The following is a 23,599-nucleotide window of genomic DNA, read 5'->3' as shown; positions in this document are numbered from 1 at the left end:
GGCGTTCGATGATCCGCCCGCGGCGAAAAGACGCCGCTTACATGCTGGCCGAGCGCTTTCCTCGCTCCCTGAACCTTGCATTTTTTGCGGTTCCACGGGCCGCGCAGCTATCGGGCAAGCCGGGAAATGTAGACTGTCCTTGCCGGGAAGATCGCCGCCCCACCGCGCTTAACTGAAATCTTCTTGAAATTCATGCACCTAACTGCGATGTAGCTTGCGCGCCCGACGACAATTCGGCTACAACTGTGCAGGAGGCGGTAACGTTGAAGAAGGCGCCAGACCCGATCGATCGTCACGTCGGCAGCCGCGTTCGCATGCAGCGAATTCTCATGAAAATGAGTCAGGAGAAGCTTGGAGACGCGCTCGGACTCACTTTTCAGCAAGTTCAGAAATACGAGAAGGGCGCCAACCGTATCGGCGCGAGCCGCCTGCAGCAGATTTCGAAGACTCTGAACGTGCCGCCGTCTTTTTTCTTCGAGGGCGCGCCAACCAGCGGCGCGCCAGCGCCGTCCGACGGATTCGCGGAGGAGTCCTCGTCGCAATATGTCGTCGATTTTTTATCGACGACGGAAGGCCTGCATCTCAATCGCGCCTTCGCACGCATCCGCGATCCCAAGGTGCGAAAGCGCGTGCTGGATCTGGTGACGACGCTCGCAGAGCAGCCCGAGCCGCCAAGGGAATAAGAGAATGTCGTTCTCCAAAACGAACGATTTGGCCTTTTCGGCTTGACGCACCGAACGGGCGCTGGCAGATGACTCCCCCTGCTCCGCAGTTATGCAACTTTTCCTCAAAGCCAACGGAGATTTGGAAGTGACCCGGAAAAATTATCTTTTCACGAGCGAGTCCGTTTCCGAAGGCCATCCGGACAAGGTTTGCGACCGTATTTCAGATGAAATCGTTGATGAGTTTTTCCGTGAAGGCCCCAAGGCGGGCATCGACCCCTACGCCATTCGCGTCGCGGCGGAGACTCTCGCGACGACAAACCGCGTGGTCATCGCCGGAGAAGTGCGCGGGCCGCATGTTCCCTTCGATCGCATCATCGAGATCACGCGCGGCGCGATTCGCGCCATCGGCTACGAGCAGCGTGGGTTCCACTGGAACACCGCCAATGTGGAAGTGCTGCTGCACGAGCAGTCCGTCGACATTGCGCAGGGCGTGGACGCCGCCGGCAACAAGGACGAAGGCGCGGGCGACCAGGGCATCATGTTCGGCTACGCCGTGCGCGAAACGCCCGAACTGATGCCGGCGCCGATCTATTATTCGCATAAGATTCTGGAGCTGCTCGCCCAAGCGCGGCATAGCGGCAAGGAAAAAGGCCTCGGTCCCGACGCCAAGAGCCAGGTCACGGTTCGCTACGCCGACGGCAAGCCCGTCGAGGCGACCCAGATCGTGCTGTCGCATCAGCACGTCGACGAGACCCTGTCGCCCGCCGACATTCGCAGCATCGCCGAGCCCTATATTCGCAGCGCGCTGCCCGATGGCTGGATCACCAACACCACCGTCTGGCACGTCAACCCGACCGGCAAATTCTACATTGGCGGCCCCGACGGCGACGCCGGCCTGACCGGCCGCAAGATCATCGTCGACACTTATGGCGGCGCTGCGCCGCATGGCGGCGGCGCGTTCTCCGGCAAGGATCCGACCAAGGTGGATCGTTCGGCCGCTTACGCCGCCCGCTATCTCGCCAAGAACGTCGTCGCGGCCGGGCTCGCCGATCGTTGCACCCTGCAGCTGTCCTACGCGATCGGCGTCGCCGAGCCGCTCTCGATCTATGTCGATCTGCATGGCACCGGCCATGTGTGCGAGGAGAAGGTGGAAGAGCTGCTGCCTCAGCTCATTCGCCTTTCGCCGCGGGGGATTCGCGAGCATCTTCAGCTCAATCGGCCGATCTATGCGCGCACCTCCTCCTACGGCCATTTCGGCCGGACGCCTGACGCGGACGGCGGCTTCTCCTGGGAAAAGACCGATCTCGTCGACCAGCTGAAGTCGCATTTCGCGTAAGTTCGGCCGGTTCGGCGAGCGGCTCTGAAGTCGAACGCCGCAGCGGGGAAATGCTCTGTCCGTCGCGAGATGGCTCTGTTTGTGACGCGGGCGCAAGCCAGCGCCACAAACTGGACGACGTTCCAAATGATCGCGGCCAATTAGCGCTTATGAGCGAGACCTCTCAGCAACGCGGCGCTCACGCCCGTCTTTATGGCCGCTCGAAAGGCAAGGCGCTCCGAAAGCGTCAGGCGGCTCTGATCGACGAGCTCTTGCCGCGTCTGTCGCTCGACCTTGCGCAGCCGCCGGAGTCTACCGCCCGCGAAAGGCGCCTCGAGATCGGCTTTGGCGGCGGCGAACATCTGATCGCGGCGGCGAGCGACAGCCCCGAGGTTGAATTCATCGGCTGCGAGCCCTTCCTCAACGGCGTGGCGAAGCTCCTCGCCCGGATTGACGAGCGTGGACTGACGAATATCCGCCTGCATCAAGGCGACGCCGCAGATGTGCTCGACTGGCTGCCAGAGGACAGCCTGTCGCGCGTGTATCTGTTTTACCCAGATCCTTGGCCAAAGAGGCGCCAGCGCAAGAGGCGTTTCGTTGCGCGTGAAAATCTCGACCGTCTGGCGCGGGCGATGCATGCGGGCGCGGAGCTGCGCTTTGCGACGGATATCGACGATTACGCCGCCTGGACCTTGGCGCGGCTGCGCGCCCACCCAGCCTTCCGCTGGCGCGGGCAGCGCGCGGAGGACTGGCTAACGCCATGGCCAGGCTGGACCCGAACCAAATATGAAGCCAAAGCCATGGCCGAAGGCCGCAATCCGGTCTATCTGACCTTCGTCCGGGCGTTGCGCTAAGCCGCCTCCAAGCTGCAAAGACTTCACAAAATCACACGGCCGATGATGGCGACTAGGGGAGAAGCGCATGGTTGAGACGGCGGGAATGGCTAAGGCGCCGACGACGCCGGTCGAAACGACCACGGATCGTTTCCGCGCCGACGTTCTCGACGCTTCGATGCGGCAGATCGTGCTCGTCGATTTTTGGGCGCCATGGTGCGGCCCCTGTCGCCAGCTCGCGCCCATCATCGAGCGTCTGGTGGCCGCCTCGGGCGGCAAGATCGCGCTCGTCAAAATGAATATCGACGCCGATCCGCTGATCGCCGATCAGCTTGGCGTCAAGTCGATTCCAGCCGTCGTGGCGTTTCAGCGCGCACGACCGATCGATGGTTTCGTCGGCGCGCTGCCCGAAAGTCAGATCAAGGGCTTTCTGGAGCGGCTGATTGGCCCGATCGAGGACGAGGGCGATGCGCTCGAAGCGGCCCAGGCGATGGTCGCGGAGGGCGATCTCGCCGGCGCGGAATCGCTGCTGAGCGAACTCGCCGGCGGCGAACCGCCCAACGCCAATGCCGCCGCCGCCTTGCTGCGTCTTTATATCGATTCAGGACGCTTAGATGAGGCCGGGGCGCTGTTTGAAGCCCTCCCCGACGCCATCCGCCGCGACAGCGGCGTCGCGGCGGCTGGGGCGGCGCTTCAGAACGCCCAGCAGGCCCAGGATCTCGGCGAACTCGACGAACTGAGAAATCGCGTCAACGGCAATCCTAACGACATGCAGGCCTGTTTCGATCTGGCGCTCGCGCTTAACGCCAAAGGACTGCGCGATGAAGCGGTGGATGCGCTGCTTGACATCATCCGCCGCGACCGTAGTTGGAATGACGATGGCGCAAGAAAGCAGCTCATTCAGTTTTTTGAGGCGTGGGGACCGATGGATAAGGCGGCCGTGAACGCACGGCGGCGGCTGTCCACGCTGCTCTACTCCTAGGGAGGCGTTCGCCGATATGAGCCTGAACCGTCCCTACGCCGACATCGACGAATTGCCGAGGGTTCTGCCGCTCTTCCCGCTTTCGGGCGCCATATTGTTGCCGCGCGGCGAACTGCCGCTCAATGTTTTTGAGCCGCGCTATCTCGCAATGGTCGACGACGCGATCGCCGGCGCGCGCCTGATCGGCATGATCCAGCCGCTGCCGGGCGACGACACCGTCGGCGAAGCAATGCAGCTCTATGATGTCGGCTGCGCCGGACGGATCACGCGCCTCGCCGAGACCGGAGACGGCCGCTATCTCGTCACCCTCACCGGCGTGGCGCGGTTTCGCGTTCTCGAGGAGCTTAAAGTTCGAACGCAATACCGGCAGTGTCAGGTCGCATATGACGAATTCTTCGAGGATTTGACGACGGGCGCCGGCGCCGACGCGGTCGATCGCGAAAGCATGGTGTCAATGTTGCGCAACTTCGCCGAATGTTCGAAACTTGAAGTCGACTGGGCGAGCATAGACGCGGCGCCGACCGAAACGCTCGTCAACGCGCTCGCGATGATGTGTCCCTTCGGCGCCAACGACAAGCAGGCGCTGATCGAAGCCATCGATCTGAAAACCCGCGCGGAAACGCTTATCGCGCTCGCGAAGCTCGATCTCGCGCAACGAAACGGCGACCGCCCGCAATGGCATTGAAGGAAATTGACACCATGACTGACGAACGCGATTCCGGCGCCGAGAGATTTGAGTCCCCTGCGGAGCCGACGCGGATTGATCCGCGCCTGCTCGAAATCCTCGTCTGTCCGCTGACGAAGACGACTCTCGAATATGACAGCGCGCGCCAGGAACTCATTTCGCGCTCGGCGCGGCTCGCCTATCCGATTCGGGACGGCATTCCGATCATGCTGCCCGAAGAGGCGCGCCAGGTCGACTGACCGGCTCGTCCGCAATGGACGAAAACGCGCCATCAAAGCTTCCGGCGCTTCTCGATCTCGAGGAGCTCGGACCAGACCTCTTCCGCGGCCATAGCCCGGCCTCTTCCGGCCGTCAGGTCTATGGCGGACAGGCCGTGGCTCAGGCGCTCGTGGCCGCGACGCGGACGGCGCCCAAAGACCGCCCCGTTCATTCACTGCACGGCTATTTCGTCCTCGCCGGCGATCCCACGATTCCAATCGACTTCGCCGTCGAACGCGTGCGCGACGGCAAGAGCTTCACGACGCGGCGCTGTAACGCCACGCAGCGCGGACACACGATCTTTTCAATGGAGGCGTCGTTTCAGCGGCGAGAAGAAGGTCTTACCCACGCCGCCCCCATGCCCGACGCGCCGGACCCAGAGGGTCTCGACGACGTGCACGCGCTCGTCGAGCGTTTTCGGGCCTTCCTTCCGGAACAGGCCGAGAGCTGGCTGAAGCGGCGAAGCGCGCTCGACATGCGCGTTGTCGCGCCCGACGACGTATTTTTTCCCGAACGTCGCGCCGCCGGCCAGATGATCTGGTTTCGCGTGCGCGGCGCGGTCCCGGACGACCCCGCCATTCACACAGCGCTGCTCGCCTATCTTTCCGATATGACGCTGCTCAATACGGCGCTGCTCGTTCACGGCCTGACGATCTTCGATCCGAAGATCCAGGTGGCGAGCCTTGATCATGCCCTGTGGATTCACGGGCCGCTGCGCGTCGACGAATGGCTTCTCTACGCGCAGCAAAGCCCCTGGGCCGGCGGCGCGCGCGCCTTGACACGCGGGCAGATCTTCACCCGCGAGGGACGCCTTGTCGCCTCGGTGAGCCAGGAAGGCCTGGTGCGCCAGCGCGACTCGGCGCGATCCTGATGCCTGCGCACATTTTAGGCAACAGACCAATGTCTGCGTAATTTCTAGGCGCATAACCGGCCGGCGACGCCTTAAGCGAAAGCGCCCGGGCAAACCGCGGCCGCCACTGACTCTCGCGCATAGTCGAGGCGGACAAAGGCAATAGCCAACCCGCTGCAAGCCGCGGCACGGTCGGTGTCACAGCAGATACGCTTCCGGCCAGTAGATTTCAGGCGTCAGCGCGGCTGGCATGGCATTTGAAGGCGGTAGTCGCCGACGCGGCGGCGTCCTCCCCGCGAATTGCAATCAGGAGACGCCGCCGTCACGCGAGCGACGCTCGCCAACGAGGTCGATAACCAACAGGATTGGCAGATGAAAATCGTCACAGCGATCATCAAGCCGTTCAAGCTCGATGAGGTCCGCGACGCGCTGACCAACATCGGCGTGCACGGCCTTACCGTGACTGAGGTCAAGGGCTACGGACGTCAGAAGGGACATACGGAAATTTATCGCGGCGCAGAGTATGCGATCAGTTTCTTGCCAAAGCTAAAAATCGAAGTCGCCGTCGACGCCGCCCTCGTCGAACAGGTGATCCAGGCAATTTCCAACACCGCGCGCACCGGACAGATCGGCGACGGAAAGATTTTCGTCACGCCGCTCGAACGCGCCATCCGCATCCGCACCGGCGAAACCGACACGGACGCGCTTTGATCGCCTCCCCGCAACATCAGGAGCTCTTACACATGAAACTTCCTTCGCCTCGAAGCGCTTCTGTCGCTTCGGTCATCGCGGGAGCGGCGATTTCGGCATCATTGGCGTTTCCGGCCTTCGCCGCGAACGATCCGACCCCCAATCCCGGCGACACCGCCTGGTTGCTGACGTCTTCGCTCTTAGTGTTGATGATGTCGATCCCGGGCCTCGCGCTGTTCTATGGCGGCCTGGTGCGCGCCAAGAACATGCTGTCGATCCTGTCGCAGACCTTCGCGATCGTCGCGCTCGTCGGCGTGATCTACACGGTTTATGGCTACTCGCTCGCCTTCGGCGACGGCGGTTCGCTCAGCAACTATATCGGCGGCTTCAACAAGCTGTTTCTCAAGGGCGTGACGGCCGCCTCCAATGCGGCGACCTTCACCCCCGGCCACGTCATTCCGGAATATGCTTATTTCGTCTTCCAGATGACCTTCGCGATGATCACCCCGGCGCTGATCATCGGCGCCTTCGCCGAGCGCATGAAGTTTTCGGCCGTTCTGCTGTTCGTCGCCTTCTGGGTGACGGTCATCTACTTCCCCATCGCGCATTGGGTGTGGGGCGTCGCCGATCCGAACGCGCTCGTTGATGCTGCGACCCAACTCGCCGCGGCGGGCGACGAAGCGGCGAAAGCGGCCGCGCAGGCGAAGATCGACGAGATCAACGCCGCCGTGGGCTGGCTCGCCGGCAAGGGCGCGCTGGACTTCGCGGGCGGCACGGTGGTGCACATCAACGCCGGCATCGCGGGTCTCGTGGGCGCAATCATGGTTGGCAAGCGCATCGGCTACGGCAAAGAAGCCTTGCCGCCGCATTCGCTCACCCTGTCGATGGTCGGCGCCTCATTACTGTGGGTCGGCTGGTTCGGCTTTAACGCCGGCTCGAATCTCGAGGCGAACGGCACGACGGCGCTCGCCTTCGTCAACACCATGGTGGCGACGGCGGCTGCGGCGCTCTCCTGGATGATCGTCGAGTGGTTGGTGAAGGGCAAACCGTCAATGCTCGGCCTTATCACCGGCGCGGTCGCGGGCCTCGTCGCAGTGACGCCGGCGTCGGGTTATGCAGGTCCGGTCGGCGCCATCGTCCTTGGCCTCGCCGTTTCGCCGATCTGCCTCTTCTTCGTTGATTTCGTGAAGAAGATGGCGGGCTACGACGACGCGCTCGACGTCTTCGGCGTGCACTGCATCGGCGGCATCACCGGCGCCTTGGCGACCGGTATTCTGGTCAGTCCCGATCTCGGCGGCGTCGGCATCACCGACTACACCAATCTGGAAACCTTCGCCGGAACCTACGACATGATGGCGCAGATGAAGGCGCAGGGAATCGCCGTCATCGCGACTCTCCTGTGGTCCGGCATCGGTTCGGCGATCCTCTACAAGCTCGTCGACCTCATCGTCGGACTGCGGCCGACGCCCGATCAAGAGCGCGAAGGTCTCGACATCACCGATCACGGCGAGCGCGCTTACAACTACTAAGTTCAGTCTCCTGACACGATGCGAAGCGGCGCCTACGGGCGCCGTTTCTTTTTTATAGCGGACGCAAATTGTTATGGCGCAACGCTTGCCGCCCCTCTCCCCGCGGAGAGCGGGGAGAGGTAAGGTGAGGGGCCAGGGGATTTAGCGAAGCGAACGACGGATGAGAGGCCTGCGCATACTGGAAACGCGCCGCGCACGCGCCCTCCGGCGCGACGCCACAAGCGCCGAGCGCCTCCTATGGAAGCGCCTGCAGAACAGGGCGCTCGGCGGATTCAAATTCATAAGACAGGCGCCAGTCGGTCCCTACATTGCAGATTTCCTGTGTCGTCAGCGCAGCCTGATCGTGGAAATCGATGGCGAAACCCATTCGAGCGCCGCGGAGATCGCGCACGACACTATGCGGACAGATTTTCTTCAGTCTCAGGGCTATAGTGTCATCCGTTTCAACAATGCGCAGCTCTATGAAAATGCGGATGCTGTCGTTGAGGCCATCTTGGCGGCCCTGCATGAGAGCGGATAGTTTTCCGGCAATCACCAGGCCCCTCACCTCACCTCTCCCCGCAAGCGGGGAGAGGAAGCGGCAGGAGCCTCGCTCCATGAGCGGACATCGCCGCTTACCAAAATCGCGATCACACTTGTGTCATTCGAAGTGAGCAAAATGTTTCGAAAGCTTCAGCGCTCCGGCGTAATTCTCTTCCTCCTCGCGGCTTTCGCCTTCCCCGCCCGCGCAGCCGAGCGCGTCGTCAATCTCACCTTCGTCGTCTTCAGCGACATCTACGAGATGGCTGAGAGAGACGGACGCGGCGGCTTCGCCCGGATCGCCGGCGCGCTGAAAGCCGAGCGCGCGAAGGCGAAGAATATCATCGTCGCGCACGCCGGCGACACGCTGTCGCCCTCGCTCACCTCGAGCGTCGACAAGGGGGCGCATATCATCGATCTCCTCAACCGAATTGGCCTCGACGTGTTCACGCCCGGCAATCACGAGTTCGATTTCGGCGAAGCGGTTTTTCGCCAGCGCATGGGCGAAGCGAAATTCCCTCTGCTCGCCGCCAATCTACGCGACGCCTCCGGTCGCGCCCTGCCCGGCTTCGTGGACAGCAAGATCATCGATATCGACGGGGTGAAGGTCGGAATTTTCGGCCTGACCGACGACGAGTCGGCGAGACGGTCCAGCCCCGGAAGCCTGAAACTTCTGCCCGCGATCGAGACCGCGAAACGCGAGGCCCAGGCGCTTCGCGACGCCGGCGCGGATCTTGTCGTCGTCGTCACGCATTCCGAATGGCAGGACGATCTGCGTCTGGCGAAGCTTGGACCGATCGACATCGTTCTGTCCGGGCATGATCACAATCTTCTTGTCGCCTATGACGGCCGCGCCGCCATCGGCGAGACACAGGCCGACGGCGTCAATCTCGTCGCGATTGATGTCGAGATGCGGATCGCCGACGACGGCGTAAAGCGCTGGACGCCCAGGTTCCGCATCATCGACACGGCGGACGTGGCGCCAGACGCCGCGATTGCGGAGCGCGTCGCGCAATATGAAGCCGAGGTCGACAAGGCGCTCGACATCGACATCGGCGTCGCAAAGACGCCGCTCGACAGCCGAAAGGCGAGCGTGCGCGGTGAAGAGACCGCGATCGGCGACTTTTTCGCCGACGCGATGCGCGCCGCCGCTGGCGCTGACGTCGCGATCATCAACGGCGGCGGCATTCGCGGCAATCGCAGCTATGCTCCGGGGACAACGCTGACGCGCAAGGACATCGCCAAGGAGCTGCCGTTCAACAATCAGCTGGTGACTCTGGCGCTTACAGGCGCCGATCTTCGCGCGGCGCTGGAAAACGCCGTTTGGCTGATCGGCAAGGACGCGGGGCGATTCGCGCAGATTTCCGGCGCCCGCATTGTCGTGCGGCGCGACGCGGTTCCTGGCTCGCGGCTTGTTTCAATCGAGGTCGGCGGCAAGCCGCTCGACGACACGAAGCTCTACAAGGTTGCGACGATCGACTTCCTGGCGCGCGGCAAGGACGGCTATGTCGCGCTTGCGCGGGGGAAACCGCTGGTCAGCGACCTTGAGGGACCGCTGCTGACGAACGTTATCATCGACGCCATCGAAAAGACCCGCGTGATTGCGCCCGTGGTCGATGGCCGCATCAGGATCGAATGATCAAAGTCCGCCGAGGCAGACATATTTGATCTCGATGTAATCATCGACGCCGTAGCGCGATCCTTCGCGGCCGAGACCGGAGTGTTTGACGCCGCCGAAGGGTGCCACTTCGGTCGAGATCAAAGTCTCGTTGACGCCCACCATGCCGAACTCCAACTGCTCGGCGACGCGGATGACGCGCGCGACGTCGCGACTGTAGAAGTAAGCGGCGAGACCGTAAGGCGTGGCGTTGGCGAGACGCACCGCTTCAGCCTCGCTTTCAAAGGAAATCAGCGGCGCGACGGGACCGAAGGTCTCCTCGTTGAAGATGAGCGCGTCGGCCGGCACATTGGCGAGCACCGTGGGTTGAAAGAAGGAGCCGCCGAGCGCGTGGCGGGCGCCGCCGGTGAGAACCTTTGCGCCGCGGGCGACGGCGTCGGCGACGTGACGCTCGACCTTTTCGACCGCAGCTTCTTCAATCAGCGGACCGATGGCGACGCCCTCCTCCGTCCCTTCGCCGACCTTTAACTCGCCAGCCGCCGCCGCGAGCCTTTCGGCGAAGACGTCGACAATCGACGCATGCACGAGGATGCGGTTCGCCGAAACGCAGGTCTGACCGCTGTTGCGGTATTTGGTGGCGATCGCGCCCTCGACGGCGCGCTCGAGATCGGCGTCTTCAAAGATGATCAGCGGCGCGTTGCCGCCAAGCTCCATCGAGCATTTCTGGATGTTCTCGGCCGCCTGCCGCAGCAAGATTTTCCCGACCTCGGTCGAGCCGGTGAAGGTCAGCTTGCGCACGAGGGGATTTTGCGTGAATTCGAGTCCGACCGGCGCCGGATCCTTCGCCGTCACCACATTGATCACGCCGGCGGGCACGCCGGCGCGCTCGGCAAGCTCCGCCAGCGCCAGCGCGGAGAAGGGCGTCAGCTCAGCAGGCTTCACCACCATCGCGCAGCCGGCGCCGAGCGCCGCGCCGACCTTGCGCGCAAACATGGCGGACGGGAAGTTCCACGGCGTAATCGCCGCGGTGACGCCGATCGCCTGTTTGAACACGAGCAGCCGACGATCGGTCGGACCCGGTATCACGTCGCCGTAGATGCGCCGACCCTCCTCCGCGAACCACTCGATAAAGCTCGCTGCATAGGCGATTTCCCCGCGGGCTTCGGCGAGCGGCTTGCCCATTTCAGCGGTGATGATGCGCGCCAGCCGCTCCTGATCGGCCATGATCAATTCGAACCAGCGGCGCATGATATGCGCGCGCTCCTTGGCGGCGCGATCGCGCCAGCTTGGCAGCGCCCCCGCGCAGGACTCGATCGCCCTGCGCGTTTCGGCTGCGCCCATGTCGGGAACTTGGCCGAGGACCGCGCCTGACGCCGGATTATTGACGGCGAAGGTCACGCCGCTGTCGGCGCCGAGCCAAAGCCCGCCGATGAATGCTTGCTCGCGAAGGCCTAGGCTGACAGAGTTCATTCGACTTCCCCTGGGCGCGCGTCGCGCATTTTTGCTACAAAGGGCCAAAGCGGCGTGACGGTCCTTAACGGGCCGCTCGCGAACCCGCAAAAAAACCGACATAATCGCGGTTCATGGGCAAGCGCCCGCCGCCGCCTGAGGTCACATTTGGCTCATTCCACAATCGTCGATCTGACGCGCATTCGCCTGTCCCGTCGCTCTGTTATCGGCGCCGGCGCCGCCGCCTTGATCGCGCCGCGCGTGCTGGCCAAGCCCGGAGCGCCGACCGCCGCCTCCAATCGCTTCGGCCCGCTCGCGCAGGGCGAAGTCGAGAGCCACGGCCTTTCGACCTTTGGCGACCTTGGCGAGCCGGCCGACTTCAAATATTTCGGCTACGTAAATCCAAAAGCCCCCAAGGGAGGGACATTGGCGCTGTCGCCGGCAAGCTCGACCTACGACAGTTTCAACGCCTATGTGCTGCGGGGCAATCCGGCGACGGGCATGACGCTCGTCTTCGACAGTCTGATGAATCAGAGCCTCGACGAACGCGACGCCTACTACGGCCTCGTCGCCAAGAAGGTGCGCATCTCGCCCGACAAGCTCACTTACGCCTTTCTGTTGCGTAAAGAGGCGCGCTTCCACGACGGCTCGCCGCTCACGGCGCATGACGCCGCCTTTTCGCTCAACATTCTCAAGAGCAAGGGCCATCCGGTCATCAGCCAGATGCTGCGTGACCTCGAAAGCGCCGAAGCGGAGGCCGACGACGTTCTGGTGCTGCGCTTCGCGCCCGATCGCACGCGCGATCTGCCGCTCAGCGTCGTGGGTCAGCCGATCTTTTCGCGCGCCTATTACAAGGACCGCGACTTCGCAGCGACGACGATGGAGCCGCCGCTCGGCTCCGGGCCATACAAGGTCGGCGCCTTCGAGCAGGGTCGTTACATCGCCTATCATCGCATGCCTGACTATTGGGCGAAGGACCTGCCGATCACGACAGGTCAGGCCAATTTCGACGTCGTGCGCTTCGAATATTTCGGCGACAGCCAGGTCGCCTTCGAAGCCTTCAAGGCCGGCGCATTCACCGAGCGAGAGGAAAACATCGCGCGCGTTTGGGCGACGGGCTATGATTTTCCGGCGTTCAAGGAAGGGCGCGTCAAGCGAACGACGACGCCCAACTACAACATTCCGCAGATCCAGGGATGGTTCTTCAACACGCGCCGCAAGATTTTCAAAGATCCGCGGGTGCGCGAAGCGATCGGCTACGCCTTCGATTACGAATGGACAAGCCGCAACCTGATGTATGACGCCTACAAGCGCATCTCGTCTTATTTCGAGAACTCCGAGCTTGAAGCGAAAGGCTTGCCGAGCGAACAGGAAAAGGCGCTGCTGGAGCCCTTTCGCGCTGATCTGCCGGCGGAAGTTTTTGGCGAGCCCTTCGTCGCGCCGGTTTCCGACGGCACGGGTCAGGATCGCGTCCTGCTCAAAAAGGCGAATGATCTGTTCGTCGCGGCCGGCTGCACGCGCAAGGATGGCGTTCTATGCTTGCCCGACGGAACGCCGCTGGAATTCGAGTTTCTCGACAATTCCAACGTCTTCGAGCGGCACACGCAGCCCTTCATCAAGAATTTGAAGCTTCTCGGAGTGAGCGCCCACATCCGCGTCGTCGACGCCGCTCAATACAAGCAGCGACTTGAAAACTTTGACTTCGACGTCGTCCACGACGTGCTGATGATGAGCTGGAACCCCGGAGAGGAGCTTCGCGCTTATTTCAGTTCGAAGACCGCCAATGTGCCCGGCTCGCGAAACCTGCCGGGGGTCTCCAATCCGGCGATCGACTCGCTCGTTGAAAAAGCGCTCCAGGCGCAAACGCGCGAAGAGCTCGTCACCTGCAGCCGTGCGCTCGACCGCGCTTTGCGTGCGCAGCGCTACTGGGTCCCGCACTGGTATAATCCGGTGCATCGCTTCGCCTATTGGGATCTCTTCGGCCAGCCCGAGCGCCCGCCGAAGTTCGACACCGGCGTGCTGTGGACCTGGTGGTGGGACGAAGATAAGGCGAAAAAAATCAACTTCACGGGACGCTAAGGGGATCTCCCGGCGCAGTCCGTCGGGAGCCGAAATGCGGCCGATGCAAAAGAACGCGAGACGTTAATGGGAGCCTATATCGCCCGCCGCGTGCTGCTGATGATCCCGACGATCCTCGGCATCATGCTCATCTCTTTCGTCATCGTGCAGTTCGCGCCGGGCGGTCCAGTGGAACGCATCATCGCGCAACTGCAAGGCTTCGACGTCGGCGCAACCGGACGCTTTTCCGGCGGGGGCGGCGACGTCGGACAGGGCGGCGCGAGCCAGACCGGAACGATGGCCGCCGAAACCGCCTCTAAATATCGCGGCGCGCAGGGGCTCGACCCGAAATTCATCGCGGAGCTCGAAAAGCAGTTCGGCTTCGACAAGCCGGCGTGGGAGCGATTCCTGCTGATGGTGAAGAATTATGCGATGTTCGATTTCGGGCGCAGCTACTTTCGCGACGAGAGCGTCCTCAAGCTGATCGCAGAAAAGCTTCCCGTCTCGATTTCGCTCGGCTTGTGGATGACGCTTCTCTCCTATTCGATTTCGATTCCGCTCGGCATCGCCAAAGCGGTGCGCGATGGAACGAAATTCGACATGTGGACATCCAACGCCATCATCGTCGGCTACGCCATTCCGAGTTTTCTGTTTGCGATGCTGCTGATCGTGCTCTTCGCCGGCGGCTCCTTCTGGCAGATCTTCCCGCTGCGCGGCCTGACCTCGGACGATTTCTGGCAGCTGTCGCTGTTTGGCAAGGTGAAAGACTATCTCTGGCACATCATTCTGCCCGTCTCCGCGATGACGCTTGGCGCCTTCGCAACGCAGACGTTTCTGACAAAGAACTCTTTCCTCGACGAGATCCGCAAGCAATATGTTCAGACCGCGCGCATGAAGGGCCTGACGGAGCGGCGCGTGCTCTATGGACATGTGTTTCGCAACGCGATGCTGATCGTCATCGCCGGCTTTCCCGGCGCCTTCGTACACGCCTTTCTCACCGGCTCGGTGCTGATCGAGACGATCTTTTCGCTTGATGGACTGGGCTATTTGTCTTTCGAGAGCATCGTCAATCGCGACTATCCGGTGGTTTTCGCCAACCTCTACATCTTTGCGCTGCTCGGACTTGTGGTGAATCTCATTTCCGATCTCACCTATACCTGGATCGATCCGCGCATCGATTTCGAAACGCGCGAGGTATGACGGTGAGCGCAGCAGCCGACGCCGAAACGCATCTCGCCCCGCCCCTTCATCGCGAGGGCTGGCTGCGGCTCACGCCGCTCGACCGGCGACGCCTCGACAGTTTCAAGGCGAACAAGCGCGGCTATTGGTCGTTCTGGGTCTTCATGACGCTGTTCATCATGGCGCTCGGCTCGAATTTCCTGGCGAACGACCGGCCGATTCTGGCCTGGTACAAGGGCCAATTGCTGTTCCCCGCGTTCGTGTCCTATCCGGAAGATAAATTCGGCGGCTTCCTGGCCCGCACCGATTATCGCGACCCTGTGATCGCCGACGAAATCAAAGCGCATGGCTGGATGCTTTGGCCGCCGATTCGCTTTTCCTATGACACGCATAATCTGGAGTTGCCGACGCCCGCGCCCTCGCCGCCGACCTGGATGCTGACGCAGCAGCAATGCGAGATCGCCGCGGCGAAAGGGCTGCGACCGGGCGAGCCCAATCGCGGCTGCGCCGCGCTGGAATATAATTGGCTCGGCACCGACGATCAGGGCCGCGACGTCGTCGCGCGCCTCCTTTATGGATTCCGCATCTCGGTGCTGTTCGGACTGATCCTGGCGACGATCTCCTCGATCGTCGGCGTCGCCGCGGGCGCCATACAGGGCTACTTCGGCGGGCGCGTCGATCTCGTGTTCCAACGCTTCATCGAGGTTTGGTCGTCGCTGCCGCAGCTGTATCTGCTCATCATCATTTCATCCTTCTTGACGCCGGGCTTTTTCGTGCTGCTCGGCATCCTGCTGCTCTTTTCCTGGGTGTCGCTGGTGCATGTCGTTCGGGCCGAGTTCCTGCGCGCGCGCAACTTCGAATATGTCAACGCGGCGCGCGCGCTTGGGCTGAGCAATTTCAAGATTATCGTCAAGCACCTGCTGCCGAACGCCACCGTGGCGACGCTGACCTTCCTGCCCTTCATTCTCAACTCGTCAATCACCACGCTCACGGCGCTGGACTTTCTGGGGTTTGGCCTGCCGCCGGGCTCGCCCTCGCTCGGCGAACTGTTGCTGCAAGCAAAATCCAATCTCCAGGCGCCATGGCTGGGACTGACCGGCTTTGCGATCATCGCGCTGATGCTGTCGCTTCTGGTCTTTGTCGGCGAAGCGGTCCGCGACGCCTTCGACCCGAGGAAGAATTTCCGGTGACACCTCACAGCGCCGCAGCGTCTCCCCTCCTCAACATTCGCGATCTCTCGGTCACCTTTCGGCAAGGCGGGCACGAGACCAAGGCCGTCGACCGGGTCTCCTTCTCCCTTGAGCGGGGCAAGACGCTGGCGCTCGTCGGCGAATCCGGCTCCGGCAAGTCGATCAGCGCTCTATCGATCGTACGCCTGCTTCCCCCTGGCGCGATCGCGTCCGGCGAGGCGCTGTTCGACGGCGCGAATATGCTCACGATCGACGACAATCGTCTGCGCGCCATTCGTGGCGCGGGCATCACAATGGTGTTTCAGGAGCCGATGACCTCGCTCAATCCGCTGCACATGATCGAGCGGCAGATTGCGGAGATTCTCGAACTGCACGGCATGCGCGGCGAAGACGCGGTTCGGAACCGAGTCATTGAGCTTCTGGGTGAAGTCGGCATCCCTGATCCTCAGGCGCGACTGAGCGCCTATCCGCATCAGCTTTCGGGCGGCCAGCGTCAGCGCGTCATGATCGCCATGGCGCTCGCCAACAAGCCGGATCTGCTGATCGCCGACGAGCCGACGACGGCGCTTGACGTCACGGTTCAGGCGCAGATTCTCGCGCTGCTCGAGCGGCTTCAAAAAACCTACGGCATGGCGATGCTGTTCATCACGCACGACCTTAGGCTCGTGCGCCGTTTCGCCGACACGGTCTGCGTGATGCAGCAGGGCCGCATCGTCGAGCAGGGCGAGGTCGGAGAGGTCTTCACATCGCCGCAGCATCCCTACACCAAGGCGCTGCTCACGGCGGAGCCCAAGGGCGCGCCGATTATCGAAGACACGCAAGCGCCCGTCGTCGCATCGGCTGAGCAGCTGCGCGTCTGGTTTCCGATACGGCGCGGCTTCATGCGTCGCGTCGTCGGCCATGTGAAGGCGGTGGACGGCGTCACCCTTTCAGTGCGCGAGGGCGCGACCGTCGGCGTCGTCGGCGAGTCGGGCTCCGGCAAGACAACGCTGGCGCTGGCGATGCTGCGGCTCATTCGCTCGGAAGGTCCGATCGTCTTCCTCGGAGAGCGCATCGACGGCAAAAGCGTCGACGCCATGCGTCCGCTTCGCCGCGACATGCAAATCGTCTTCCAGGACCCTTACGGCTCTCTCTCGCCGCGCATGTCGGTCGCGGAAATCGTCGCCGAAGGACTGACCGTTCAGCGGCCCGAACTTACGCTCAATCAGCGCCGCGAAATCGTTGCGCGCGCGCTGCAGGAAACCGGGCTCGATCCATCGACGATGGATCGCTACCCGCACGAATTCTCGGGCGGCCAGCGGCAGCGGATCGCCATCGCCCGCGCCATCGTGCTTGAACCGAAATTCGTCGTGCTCGACGAGCCGACCTCAGCGCTCGACATGTCCGTGCAAGCGCAGATCATCGATCTCTTGCGCGACCTGCAGCGACGCCGCTCGCTCGCCTATCTCTTCATCAGTCACGATCTGCGCGTCGTGAAGGCGCTCGCCGCCCATCTCATAGTTATGCGCTATGGCAAGGTGGTCGAGGAAGGGCCGGCGAGCCAGGTGTTTTCCCAGCCCAAGAGCGAATATACGCGCGCGCTCTTTGCAGCGGCGTTTCGCAATGAGGCGGAGCCCATTCCGGGCAACTCAGTCGCCGGAAAATGATCCCGGAATCGCCGTGGCGCCGTTTGCAGTTTCACTTGCCCGCGCAGGGTCGCGGAAGGCGATCACTGTGACGCTCTGCGTGAGCACGACTTCGCCGCGCTGATTATAGGTCGCCATGTCCATCGAAACGAAGCCGCGATCGGCATAGCGGCGCGGATGAACAATCCGCGTGACTTCGGCTTCCACCCTCAGCGAATCGCCCGGCCGCACCGGGAGTTTCCAGGCGATATGCGCCTCAACGCCGACGAGCCCGCCAGCAAAAGGCGGGTCGGCTGAGTCGATCAGGAGTTTCACGCTCAGCGCGCCGGTTTGCCAACCGCTGGCGACGAGCCCGCTGAACATACTGTCTTTGGCCGCATCTTCGTCGAGATGAAAATACTGCGGATCGCTGTCGCGCGCGAAGCGGATAATGTCCTGCGCGGTGATCGTGACGCTCGCTGAACGTAACCGCTGCCCAACGCGAAGATCTTCCAGATAAAGCCTTTTCGTCATGCCGAAACGTCTTTCGCCAGGCGCTTCACGCTCGTGACCGGTCCAGCCCCCGCCGCTTCGTTGCGCGCGCGCACGACGTCGAGCGGCTCGCTGGTGACTTGCATATGCGTGGCGTTGGCGTGAAGCAGCGTCGCGGCGTCGCGCATGACGCCGACATGCCCCTTCCAAAAGACGATGTCGCCGCGCAGTAGCGGGGCGCCGGGATCGAGCCGCGCGCCGAGCGCAGCTTCCTGCATATCGGTGTCGCGCGGCGCTTTCACCCCCGCCATCAGCAGGGAAATTTGCACCAGTCCGGAGCAATCAACGCCCATCCAAGACTTGCCGCCCCAGAGATAGGGCGCGCCTAGAAGCGTCTCGGCGACCGCTACGAAATCTGGCGCCTGCGCCTCGCGTGGCGCGAGATGTTTGCGATAGATGAATCCGAGTTCCGGCGTCACGCCAAAGCCGCCGCGCTCCTCAGCGATGGCGACTTCGGCGCCGAGCGGCAGCGCGTTGAGCGGCGGCAATTTGATGTTCGGACCCGGATAAATGAAGGTCCGTGGAACGCAGATTCGATGCGTCGGCGCGCTCAATTCGCGCCATAGCGTATTCGCCGCGATCCAGCCGACATAATCGTCGCGCGCAAGCTGCGCCCACGCCCAACCTTCCTCCTCATCGTAAACGGTGACGCGCTCGCCATAGATCGCCTGAGTGTCGACGGCGGCGTCGGGACGTGGTTCACGCCGAAGGTCGACGACGCAGTCTCTGACCTCCATCGCGACGCCTTCGACATAGCGCTCCGCGCTCACGCGTCCCTTGAGATAGGCGGCCGCGACTTCTGGGCGCGCGGGCGTCAGCCGCCGATCGAAATCTTCGCTCACGGCTTCGCGTTCCTCTGCTCGGCGCGGGCCTCGATCAATTCATAAAGCAAACGCGCCGCCTGCACCTCGCCGCCTTCCGGGCGGCCGGGTTTCGTCGACGGATTCCAGCAATAAACATCGAAATGCGCCCAGCGCTTGGGATCCGCCACGAAGCGCCTCAGAAACAGCGCGGCGGTGATCGATCCGGCGAAGGGGCCGCTCGTGACATTGACCAGATCCGAGATCTTGCCGTCGAGACCGCTGTCGTAACTGTCCCATAGAGGCATCCGCCACACCGGATCGTTTACGGCGCCGGCCTGCCGCGCGATCTCTTGGGCAAGCGCGTCATCGCCGGTATAGAACGGCGGAATCTCCGGACCGAGCGCGACGCGCGCGGCGCCTGTCAGCGTCGCGAAATCGAACAGCAGATCAGGCGGCGTTTCGCTCGCATAGGCGAGCGCATCGGCGAGAATGAGTCTGCCCTCGGCGTCGGTATTGCCGATTTCGACGCTCAGCCCTTTGCGGCTGCGGTAAATGTCGCTGGTTCGAAACGCCGACGCCGAAATCGAATTCTCGACGATCGGAAGCAGCACGCGCAAACGGACCGGCGCATTCCCCTCAAGCAGCATCGCCGCAAGCGAGAGGGTTGTCGCGGCGCCGCCCATGTCCTTCTTCATCAGCGCCATCGCGCTCGAAGGCTTGATGTCGAGACCGCCGGTATCGAAACAAACGCCTTTGCCGACGAGCGTAACGCGCAGACCGTCGTCCGGGCCGTGCTCGAATTCGACGAGCCTCGGCGCCTGAGCGGCTGCGCGCCCGACGGCGTGAATCAAGGGGAAGTTTTCGGCAAGCAACGCGTCGCCGACAATGACGCGAGTCTTGGCGCCATGCTTCGCGCCGAGAGCGAGCGCCGCTTCGGCGAGCGCCTCCGGCCCCATGTCATTGGTCGGGGTGTTGACGAGATCGCGCCCGAGGCCGACGGCGCCGGCGATGCGCTCGATGCGCGCGCGGTCGACGCCTTGCGGCGCGCACAGACGCGGGGCTTCCCTCTTTGGGGCCTTGTAGCACGTGAAGGAATAGGTCGACAGAAGGAACGCCAGCGCCGCCTGCGCCGGCGCGTCGACGCCATCGCCAAACCGGTAGAGCCCCTTGGGCAGCGCAGTCGCGAGCTTTCCGGCAAAGAACGGATCGCGCGCCTTTGGCGCCCTGCCCTCCGCGCCGAAATAGACCCGCGGCGCGCCGTCGGCGTCCGGCGCGAAAAGAAGCGAGCCGGGCTTCGCCTCAAAGCCCGAAAGCTCCGCGAGACGCGCTGTAGGCTCAGGAAGCTTCGCGCGGCGTTCGGGCCAGTCTTCCTTATTAACGAAATCGATGGCGGTCGCCTCGGGCGACCAGTCTTCAAGCTTCATCCGCTTCCGCCGCTTTCTGCGCTCCCGACGATCGGCTTCTACCTCTACCGGGCGCCCGCATCACACAAAAGCGAAAGATCGCTCACCTCAAGCGGCGTGGCGGGCGAAGTCGGCGAGCCGCGCCCACACCAGCTGACAATGTACGCATAGTGTATAAAACTTAGCCGCCTGGCGCCTCACGACTGGCCAGACTTGAACTCGACGCCAGGATGCAAAACGATTATTTTATGCGCATAATGGCATGCCAATTGCTGAGACAATGTTCAATCCGCCATCCATGAGGGCATGTCTGCGCAAATGAAGATCATCACGGCGATTATTAAACCCTTCAAGCTCGACGAGGTGCGTGAGGCGCTGACGGAAATCGGCGTGCACGGAATGACCGCGACCGAGGTGAAAGGCTATGGCCGACAGAAGGGCCATGCCGAAATCTATCGCGGCGCCGAATATATCGTCGCGTTCCTGCCCAAGGTTAAGATCGACATCGCGCTTCCTGAAGCGCTCGTCGATCGCGCCGTCGAGGCGATCAGACTCGCCGCCTATACCGGCCATATCGGCGACGGCAAAATTTTCGTCTCGCCGCTGGAGCGCGCCATGCGCATCCGCACCGGAGAGACCGATTCCGACGCGCTCTAAGCGCCTTCCCAATCATCAATCAGGATTCACGATGCAGAGCTCGTTTGCGCGCGCGGCTATAACATTCGTCGGCGCGAGGATTCCGCGAGTCCGGTGGGATCGTTTTGGCGCGGCGCTCGGCGCAACCCTTGTGGCCGGCCCGGCTCTCGCGCAGGACGGCGGGGGCAAGATCGACGGCGCCGACACCGCCTTCATGATCGCCGCCACCGCGCTGGTGCTGATGATGACGCTGCCGGGGCTCGCGCTCTTTTACAGCGGCATGGTGCGCAAGAAGAATGTTCTCGCCACAATGGCGCAGAGCCTCATCGCCACCGCCCTCGTCTCATTGCTGTGGATCGGCGTCGCCTACAGCCTCGCCTTCAGCGGCGAGGGCGCTTTTATCGGCGACGCGTCGCGGTCGCTTCTCGCGGGGATCGGGATCGACACGGTGAGCCCATTCGCCAAGACGATCCCCGAAATCCTGTTCATGCTCTATCAGATGACCTTCGCGGTGATCACCTGCGCGCTGGTCGCCGGCTCGGTCGCCGAACGCATGAAGTTCTCCGCCTTCATGCTGTTTTGCGCGCTGTGGCTGTTCATCGTCTATGTGCCTTCCGCGCATTGGGTCTGGGGCGGCGGATTTTTGCAGAAGATGGGCCTCCTCGATTTCGCCGGCGGCACCGTCGTGCATATCAATGCCGGAATCGCCGGCCTCGTCTGCGCGCTCGTGCTCGGAAGCCGCGTCGGATTCGGGCGCGAAAATCTCTCGCCCTTCGATCTCTCACTCGCTGTCGTCGGAACCGGACTGCTCTGGGTCGGCTGGTTCGGCTTCAACGGCGGCTCGGCGCTCGCCGCCAATTCCCGCGCGGTCTTCGCGATTGTGGCGACGCATCTTGCCGCCTGCGCCGGCGCGCTGGTGTGGAGCGGCCTGGAATGGTTTCAGCGCGGCAAACCGTCGGTGCTCGGCGTCATCTCGGGCGCCGTCGCCGGCCTGGGCACGATCACGCCGGCCTCGGGCTATGTCCTGCCTTGGCACGGCGTCGTCATCGGGATGATCGCCGGCGGCGTCTGCTACTGGTTCTGCACCGTCGCCAAATATAAATTCCGTTACGACGACACGCTCGACGTTTTCGGCGTGCATGGCGTCGGCGGCATTATGGGCACGCTGCTCGCCGGAGTCTTCGCCACGCGCGCAATCACGGCTTCGGAAGGCGATCCGGGCGTCGCGGGTCTGTTGGAAGGCGATCCGCATCAGCTTTACGTGCAGGCGATCGGCGTCCTCGTCACGATCGTCTGGGGCGTGATCGGCACTATGGCGACGCTGAAAATTGTCTCGATGATCACGCCGCTTCGCGTGACGTACGACGACGAACGCGAGGGCCTCGACATCGCGCTGCACGGCGAAGCGCTGCATCAGTAGCGAGAGGGCTTCAAGAAAGGCGGCGGCTTGAAACCGCGTCATGGCCGGGCTTGTCCCGGCCATCCACGCCGTGGAGCTTATGCGGGTCCCTCATAGAGGTCTCCCAAAGGGAGGCGGGACTAGCCTAGCCATGACGGATGGTAGTTGAATTTGCCTAGATTTCTACGCCCGTGCGCTCGGCAATCTGTTTTTGATAAAGCCCTTCCTAGCTCTTTTAGTAAGTCGAACGTGAAGCCTGCGCCGCGAACGCACGTATACGGTATTATTTTACCACCACGCGCTACATACGAGTTTTTATAGATTCCCGGAAGCTCGTCGGCGCACAAACCGCTTGACCTCCCCTCGCCCATCCCCTATCCAACGGCCTCCGAACACACCGTTCACACGGAATTCCCATCCCATGTTTGGCAAGACCTATTCGGCGACTCCCGCCGACATCGAAAAGAAGTGGGTGCTGATCGACGCCTCCGGGCTCATCGTCGGCCGCGTCGCCTCCATCATCGCGCTGCGTCTTCGCGGCAAGCACAAGGCGACGTTCACGCCGCATATGGATGACGGCGACAACATCATCGTCATCAACGCCGAAAAGGTGGTCCTGACCGGCCGCAAGCGCGACCAGAAGGTCTATCACCACCACACGGGTTTCCCCGGCGGCATCAAGGAACGCTCGGCGAAGTTCCTTCTCGACGGGCGCTTCCCGGAGCGAGTCCTGGAGAAGGCCGTGCAGCGCATGCTGCCGCGAGGCCCCTTGGGCCGCAAGCAGTTCGGCAATCTGCGCGTCTATAAGGGCGCGGAACATCCGCACGAGGCGCAGAGCCCACAGACGCTCGACATCGCCGCCCTGAACGTCAAGAATAGCCGGAGCGCCTGATCATGGCCGAGTCCACTCTTTCCTCGCTTTCCGACCTTCAGGGAAGCGTCGCCACGGCGCCCGAGTCGCCGCGCTATGTGCAAAAGCTCGACAAGCAGGGCCGCGCCTATGCGACCGGCAAGCGCAAAAACGCCGTCGCCCGCGTCTGGATCAAGCCGGGTCCCGGCAAGATCACCGTTAACGGCCGCGACGTCGAAGTCTATTTCGCCCGTCCGGTGCTGCGCATGATTCTGGCTCAGCCGTTCGGCGTCACCAAGCGCGCGGGTCAGTATGACATCGTCGTTACGGTCGCCGGCGGCGGACTTTCGGGTCAGGCCGGCGCGGTGCGCCACGGCCTCGCCAAGGCGCTGACCGCTTACGAGCCGGACCTGCGTCCCGCGCTCAAGAAGGAAGGCTTCCTGACGCGAGATTCCCGCGTCGTCGAGCGCAAGAAATACGGCAAGCGGAAAGCCCGCCGCAGCTTCCAGTTCTCGAAGCGCTAAGCTTCGCG

Annotated in this window: 23 protein-coding genes; 19 read left to right on the top strand and 4 right to left on the bottom strand. The window is 62.9% G+C overall.

Features of this window, described 5'->3' with window-relative positions; genetic code table 11:
- The first annotated feature begins 263 nt into the window (after window positions 1–263).
- The 11 genes from A3OO_RS0110565 (at window position 264) to A3OO_RS0110515 (ending at window position 9,965) form a co-directional block, all read left to right on the top strand.
- On the top strand, window positions 264–683 hold the full coding sequence (locus A3OO_RS0110565; RefSeq protein ID WP_040573812.1) for a helix-turn-helix domain-containing protein: 420 nt from the start codon (window positions 264–266) through the stop codon (window positions 681–683).
- Window positions 684–810: 127 nt separating this feature from the next.
- The gene (gene metK, locus A3OO_RS0110560; RefSeq protein ID WP_026222883.1) at window positions 811–2,001 is read left to right on the top strand and encodes a methionine adenosyltransferase; all 1,191 of its coding nucleotides are present in this window, start codon (window positions 811–813) and stop codon (window positions 1,999–2,001) included.
- Window positions 2,002–2,150: 149 nt separating this feature from the next.
- A complete protein-coding gene (gene trmB, locus A3OO_RS0110555) occupies window positions 2,151–2,834 on the top strand; it encodes a tRNA (guanosine(46)-N7)-methyltransferase TrmB (RefSeq protein ID WP_018407815.1) in 684 nt (227 codons plus the stop codon).
- Between the two features lie 67 nt (window positions 2,835–2,901).
- Window positions 2,902–3,795, top strand: a complete 894-nt coding sequence (locus A3OO_RS0110550) for a thioredoxin family protein (protein WP_040573408.1) — start codon at window positions 2,902–2,904, stop codon at window positions 3,793–3,795.
- 16 nt (window positions 3,796–3,811) lie between these two features.
- The gene (locus tag A3OO_RS0110545; protein WP_018407813.1) at window positions 3,812–4,480 is read left to right on the top strand and encodes an LON peptidase substrate-binding domain-containing protein; all 669 of its coding nucleotides are present in this window, start codon (window positions 3,812–3,814) and stop codon (window positions 4,478–4,480) included.
- A 14-nt stretch (window positions 4,481–4,494) separates the two neighbouring features.
- On the top strand, window positions 4,495–4,719 hold the full coding sequence (locus A3OO_RS0110540) for a Trm112 family protein (RefSeq protein WP_026222882.1): 225 nt from the start codon (window positions 4,495–4,497) through the stop codon (window positions 4,717–4,719).
- Between the two features lie 14 nt (window positions 4,720–4,733).
- Complete coding sequence (locus A3OO_RS0110535) at window positions 4,734–5,609, top strand: acyl-CoA thioesterase (RefSeq protein WP_018407811.1); 876 nt, start codon at window positions 4,734–4,736, stop codon at window positions 5,607–5,609.
- 351 nt (window positions 5,610–5,960) lie between these two features.
- Window positions 5,961–6,299: a P-II family nitrogen regulator gene (locus A3OO_RS0110530; RefSeq protein WP_026222881.1), complete on the top strand. Its 339-nt coding sequence runs from the start codon at window positions 5,961–5,963 to the stop codon at window positions 6,297–6,299.
- Between the two features lie 32 nt (window positions 6,300–6,331).
- Window positions 6,332–7,807, top strand: a complete 1,476-nt coding sequence (locus A3OO_RS0110525; protein ID WP_018407809.1) for an ammonium transporter — start codon at window positions 6,332–6,334, stop codon at window positions 7,805–7,807.
- Between the two features lie 160 nt (window positions 7,808–7,967).
- Window positions 7,968–8,327 carry an endonuclease domain-containing protein gene (locus A3OO_RS0110520; protein WP_018407808.1) on the top strand — a complete coding sequence of 120 codons (360 nt, stop codon included), beginning with the start codon at window positions 7,968–7,970 and terminating at the stop codon, window positions 8,325–8,327.
- 138 nt (window positions 8,328–8,465) lie between these two features.
- Window positions 8,466–9,965: a bifunctional metallophosphatase/5'-nucleotidase gene (locus A3OO_RS0110515; RefSeq protein ID WP_018407807.1), complete on the top strand. Its 1,500-nt coding sequence runs from the start codon at window positions 8,466–8,468 to the stop codon at window positions 9,963–9,965.
- On the opposite strand, the gene A3OO_RS0110510 is transcribed toward A3OO_RS0110515, so the two are convergent.
- A complete protein-coding gene (locus tag A3OO_RS0110510) occupies window positions 9,966–11,414 on the bottom strand; it encodes an NAD-dependent succinate-semialdehyde dehydrogenase (RefSeq protein ID WP_018407806.1) in 1,449 nt (482 codons plus the stop codon).
- A 147-nt stretch (window positions 11,415–11,561) separates the two neighbouring features.
- Here A3OO_RS0110510 and A3OO_RS0110505 point away from each other — a divergent pair, with 147 nt between their 5' ends.
- The 4 genes from A3OO_RS0110505 to A3OO_RS0110490 all read left to right on the top strand — a co-directional run bounded on the left by A3OO_RS0110505 (window position 11,562) and on the right by A3OO_RS0110490 (window position 17,466).
- Window positions 11,562–13,472: an extracellular solute-binding protein gene (locus A3OO_RS0110505; protein ID WP_018407805.1), complete on the top strand. Its 1,911-nt coding sequence runs from the start codon at window positions 11,562–11,564 to the stop codon at window positions 13,470–13,472.
- Between the two features lie 66 nt (window positions 13,473–13,538).
- On the top strand, window positions 13,539–14,651 hold the full coding sequence (locus A3OO_RS0110500; protein ID WP_018407804.1) for a microcin C ABC transporter permease YejB: 1,113 nt from the start codon (window positions 13,539–13,541) through the stop codon (window positions 14,649–14,651).
- On the top strand, window positions 14,648–15,820 hold the full coding sequence (locus A3OO_RS0110495; RefSeq protein ID WP_018407803.1) for an ABC transporter permease: 1,173 nt from the start codon (window positions 14,648–14,650) through the stop codon (window positions 15,818–15,820). The genes A3OO_RS0110500 and A3OO_RS0110495 overlap by 4 nt, the downstream gene beginning before the upstream one ends.
- Window positions 15,817–17,466, top strand: coding sequence for an ABC transporter ATP-binding protein (locus tag A3OO_RS0110490; RefSeq protein WP_018407802.1), 1,650 nt, complete (start codon window positions 15,817–15,819; stop codon window positions 17,464–17,466). The genes A3OO_RS0110495 and A3OO_RS0110490 overlap by 4 nt, the downstream gene beginning before the upstream one ends.
- On the opposite strand, the gene A3OO_RS0110485 is transcribed toward A3OO_RS0110490, so the two are convergent.
- The 3 genes from A3OO_RS0110485 to A3OO_RS0110475 are packed head-to-tail and all read right to left on the bottom strand — an operon-like array spanning window position 17,449 to window position 20,203.
- Complete coding sequence (locus A3OO_RS0110485; protein ID WP_018407801.1) at window positions 17,449–17,958, bottom strand: MaoC/PaaZ C-terminal domain-containing protein; 510 nt, start codon at window positions 17,956–17,958, stop codon at window positions 17,449–17,451. The genes A3OO_RS0110490 and A3OO_RS0110485 overlap by 18 nt on opposite strands.
- Window positions 17,955–18,818 (bottom strand): C40 family peptidase, encoded by an 864-nt coding sequence (locus tag A3OO_RS0110480; RefSeq protein ID WP_018407800.1) that lies wholly within the window; start codon window positions 18,816–18,818, stop codon window positions 17,955–17,957. The genes A3OO_RS0110485 and A3OO_RS0110480 overlap by 4 nt, the downstream gene beginning before the upstream one ends.
- Window positions 18,815–20,203, bottom strand: a complete 1,389-nt coding sequence (locus tag A3OO_RS0110475) for a leucyl aminopeptidase family protein (RefSeq protein ID WP_018407799.1) — start codon at window positions 20,201–20,203, stop codon at window positions 18,815–18,817. The genes A3OO_RS0110480 and A3OO_RS0110475 overlap by 4 nt, the downstream gene beginning before the upstream one ends.
- Window positions 20,204–20,488: 285 nt before the next feature.
- Between A3OO_RS0110475 and A3OO_RS0110470 the strand changes: the two genes are divergently transcribed.
- From A3OO_RS0110470 to rpsI, 4 genes are all read left to right on the top strand, one after another.
- Window positions 20,489–20,839 (top strand): P-II family nitrogen regulator, encoded by a 351-nt coding sequence (locus A3OO_RS0110470; RefSeq protein ID WP_280642594.1) that lies wholly within the window; start codon window positions 20,489–20,491, stop codon window positions 20,837–20,839.
- A gap of 31 nt (window positions 20,840–20,870) precedes the next feature.
- Window positions 20,871–22,238, top strand: a complete 1,368-nt coding sequence (locus A3OO_RS0110465) for an ammonium transporter (RefSeq protein WP_018407797.1) — start codon at window positions 20,871–20,873, stop codon at window positions 22,236–22,238.
- A 400-nt stretch (window positions 22,239–22,638) separates the two neighbouring features.
- Window positions 22,639–23,109 carry a 50S ribosomal protein L13 gene (gene rplM, locus A3OO_RS0110460; RefSeq protein ID WP_018407796.1) on the top strand — a complete coding sequence of 157 codons (471 nt, stop codon included), beginning with the start codon at window positions 22,639–22,641 and terminating at the stop codon, window positions 23,107–23,109.
- A gap of 2 nt (window positions 23,110–23,111) precedes the next feature.
- On the top strand, window positions 23,112–23,591 hold the full coding sequence (gene rpsI / locus A3OO_RS0110455) for a 30S ribosomal protein S9 (protein ID WP_018407795.1): 480 nt from the start codon (window positions 23,112–23,114) through the stop codon (window positions 23,589–23,591).
- Window positions 23,592–23,599 lie beyond the last annotated feature (8 nt).

The organism is Methylocystis rosea SV97, from assembly GCF_000372845.1.
GTDB classification, from domain to species: domain Bacteria; phylum Pseudomonadota; class Alphaproteobacteria; order Rhizobiales; family Beijerinckiaceae; genus Methylocystis; species Methylocystis rosea.
The sequence above is the reverse complement of the archived record's forward strand: the minus strand, read 5'-3'. Positions and strand labels throughout refer to the sequence as shown.

Coding starts and splice junctions, on each gene's coding strand:
- A3OO_RS0110535 (WP_018407811.1), top strand. CDS start 4,734: ATGGACGAAAACGCGCCATCAAAGCTTCCGGCGCTTCTCGATCTCGAG.
- rplM (WP_018407796.1), top strand. CDS start 22,639: ATGTTTGGCAAGACCTATTCGGCGACTCCCGCCGACATCGAAAAGAAG.
- A3OO_RS0110470 (WP_280642594.1), top strand. CDS start 20,489: ATGTCTGCGCAAATGAAGATCATCACGGCGATTATTAAACCCTTCAAG.
- A3OO_RS0110515 (WP_018407807.1), top strand. CDS start 8,466: ATGTTTCGAAAGCTTCAGCGCTCCGGCGTAATTCTCTTCCTCCTCGCG.
- A3OO_RS0110520 (WP_018407808.1), top strand. CDS start 7,968: ATGAGAGGCCTGCGCATACTGGAAACGCGCCGCGCACGCGCCCTCCGG.
- A3OO_RS0110510 (WP_018407806.1), bottom strand. CDS start 11,414: ATGAACTCTGTCAGCCTAGGCCTTCGCGAGCAAGCATTCATCGGCGGG.
- A3OO_RS0110550 (WP_040573408.1), top strand. CDS start 2,902: ATGGTTGAGACGGCGGGAATGGCTAAGGCGCCGACGACGCCGGTCGAA.
- A3OO_RS0110545 (WP_018407813.1), top strand. CDS start 3,812: ATGAGCCTGAACCGTCCCTACGCCGACATCGACGAATTGCCGAGGGTT.
- A3OO_RS0110525 (WP_018407809.1), top strand. CDS start 6,332: ATGAAACTTCCTTCGCCTCGAAGCGCTTCTGTCGCTTCGGTCATCGCG.
- A3OO_RS0110465 (WP_018407797.1), top strand. CDS start 20,871: ATGCAGAGCTCGTTTGCGCGCGCGGCTATAACATTCGTCGGCGCGAGG.
- A3OO_RS0110530 (WP_026222881.1), top strand. CDS start 5,961: ATGAAAATCGTCACAGCGATCATCAAGCCGTTCAAGCTCGATGAGGTC.
- A3OO_RS0110540 (WP_026222882.1), top strand. CDS start 4,495: ATGACTGACGAACGCGATTCCGGCGCCGAGAGATTTGAGTCCCCTGCG.
- A3OO_RS0110475 (WP_018407799.1), bottom strand. CDS start 20,203: ATGAAGCTTGAAGACTGGTCGCCCGAGGCGACCGCCATCGATTTCGTT.
- trmB (WP_018407815.1), top strand. CDS start 2,151: ATGAGCGAGACCTCTCAGCAACGCGGCGCTCACGCCCGTCTTTATGGC.
- A3OO_RS0110485 (WP_018407801.1), bottom strand. CDS start 17,958: ATGACGAAAAGGCTTTATCTGGAAGATCTTCGCGTTGGGCAGCGGTTA.
- rpsI (WP_018407795.1), top strand. CDS start 23,112: ATGGCCGAGTCCACTCTTTCCTCGCTTTCCGACCTTCAGGGAAGCGTC.
- A3OO_RS0110500 (WP_018407804.1), top strand. CDS start 13,539: ATGGGAGCCTATATCGCCCGCCGCGTGCTGCTGATGATCCCGACGATC.
- A3OO_RS0110495 (WP_018407803.1), top strand. CDS start 14,648: ATGACGGTGAGCGCAGCAGCCGACGCCGAAACGCATCTCGCCCCGCCC.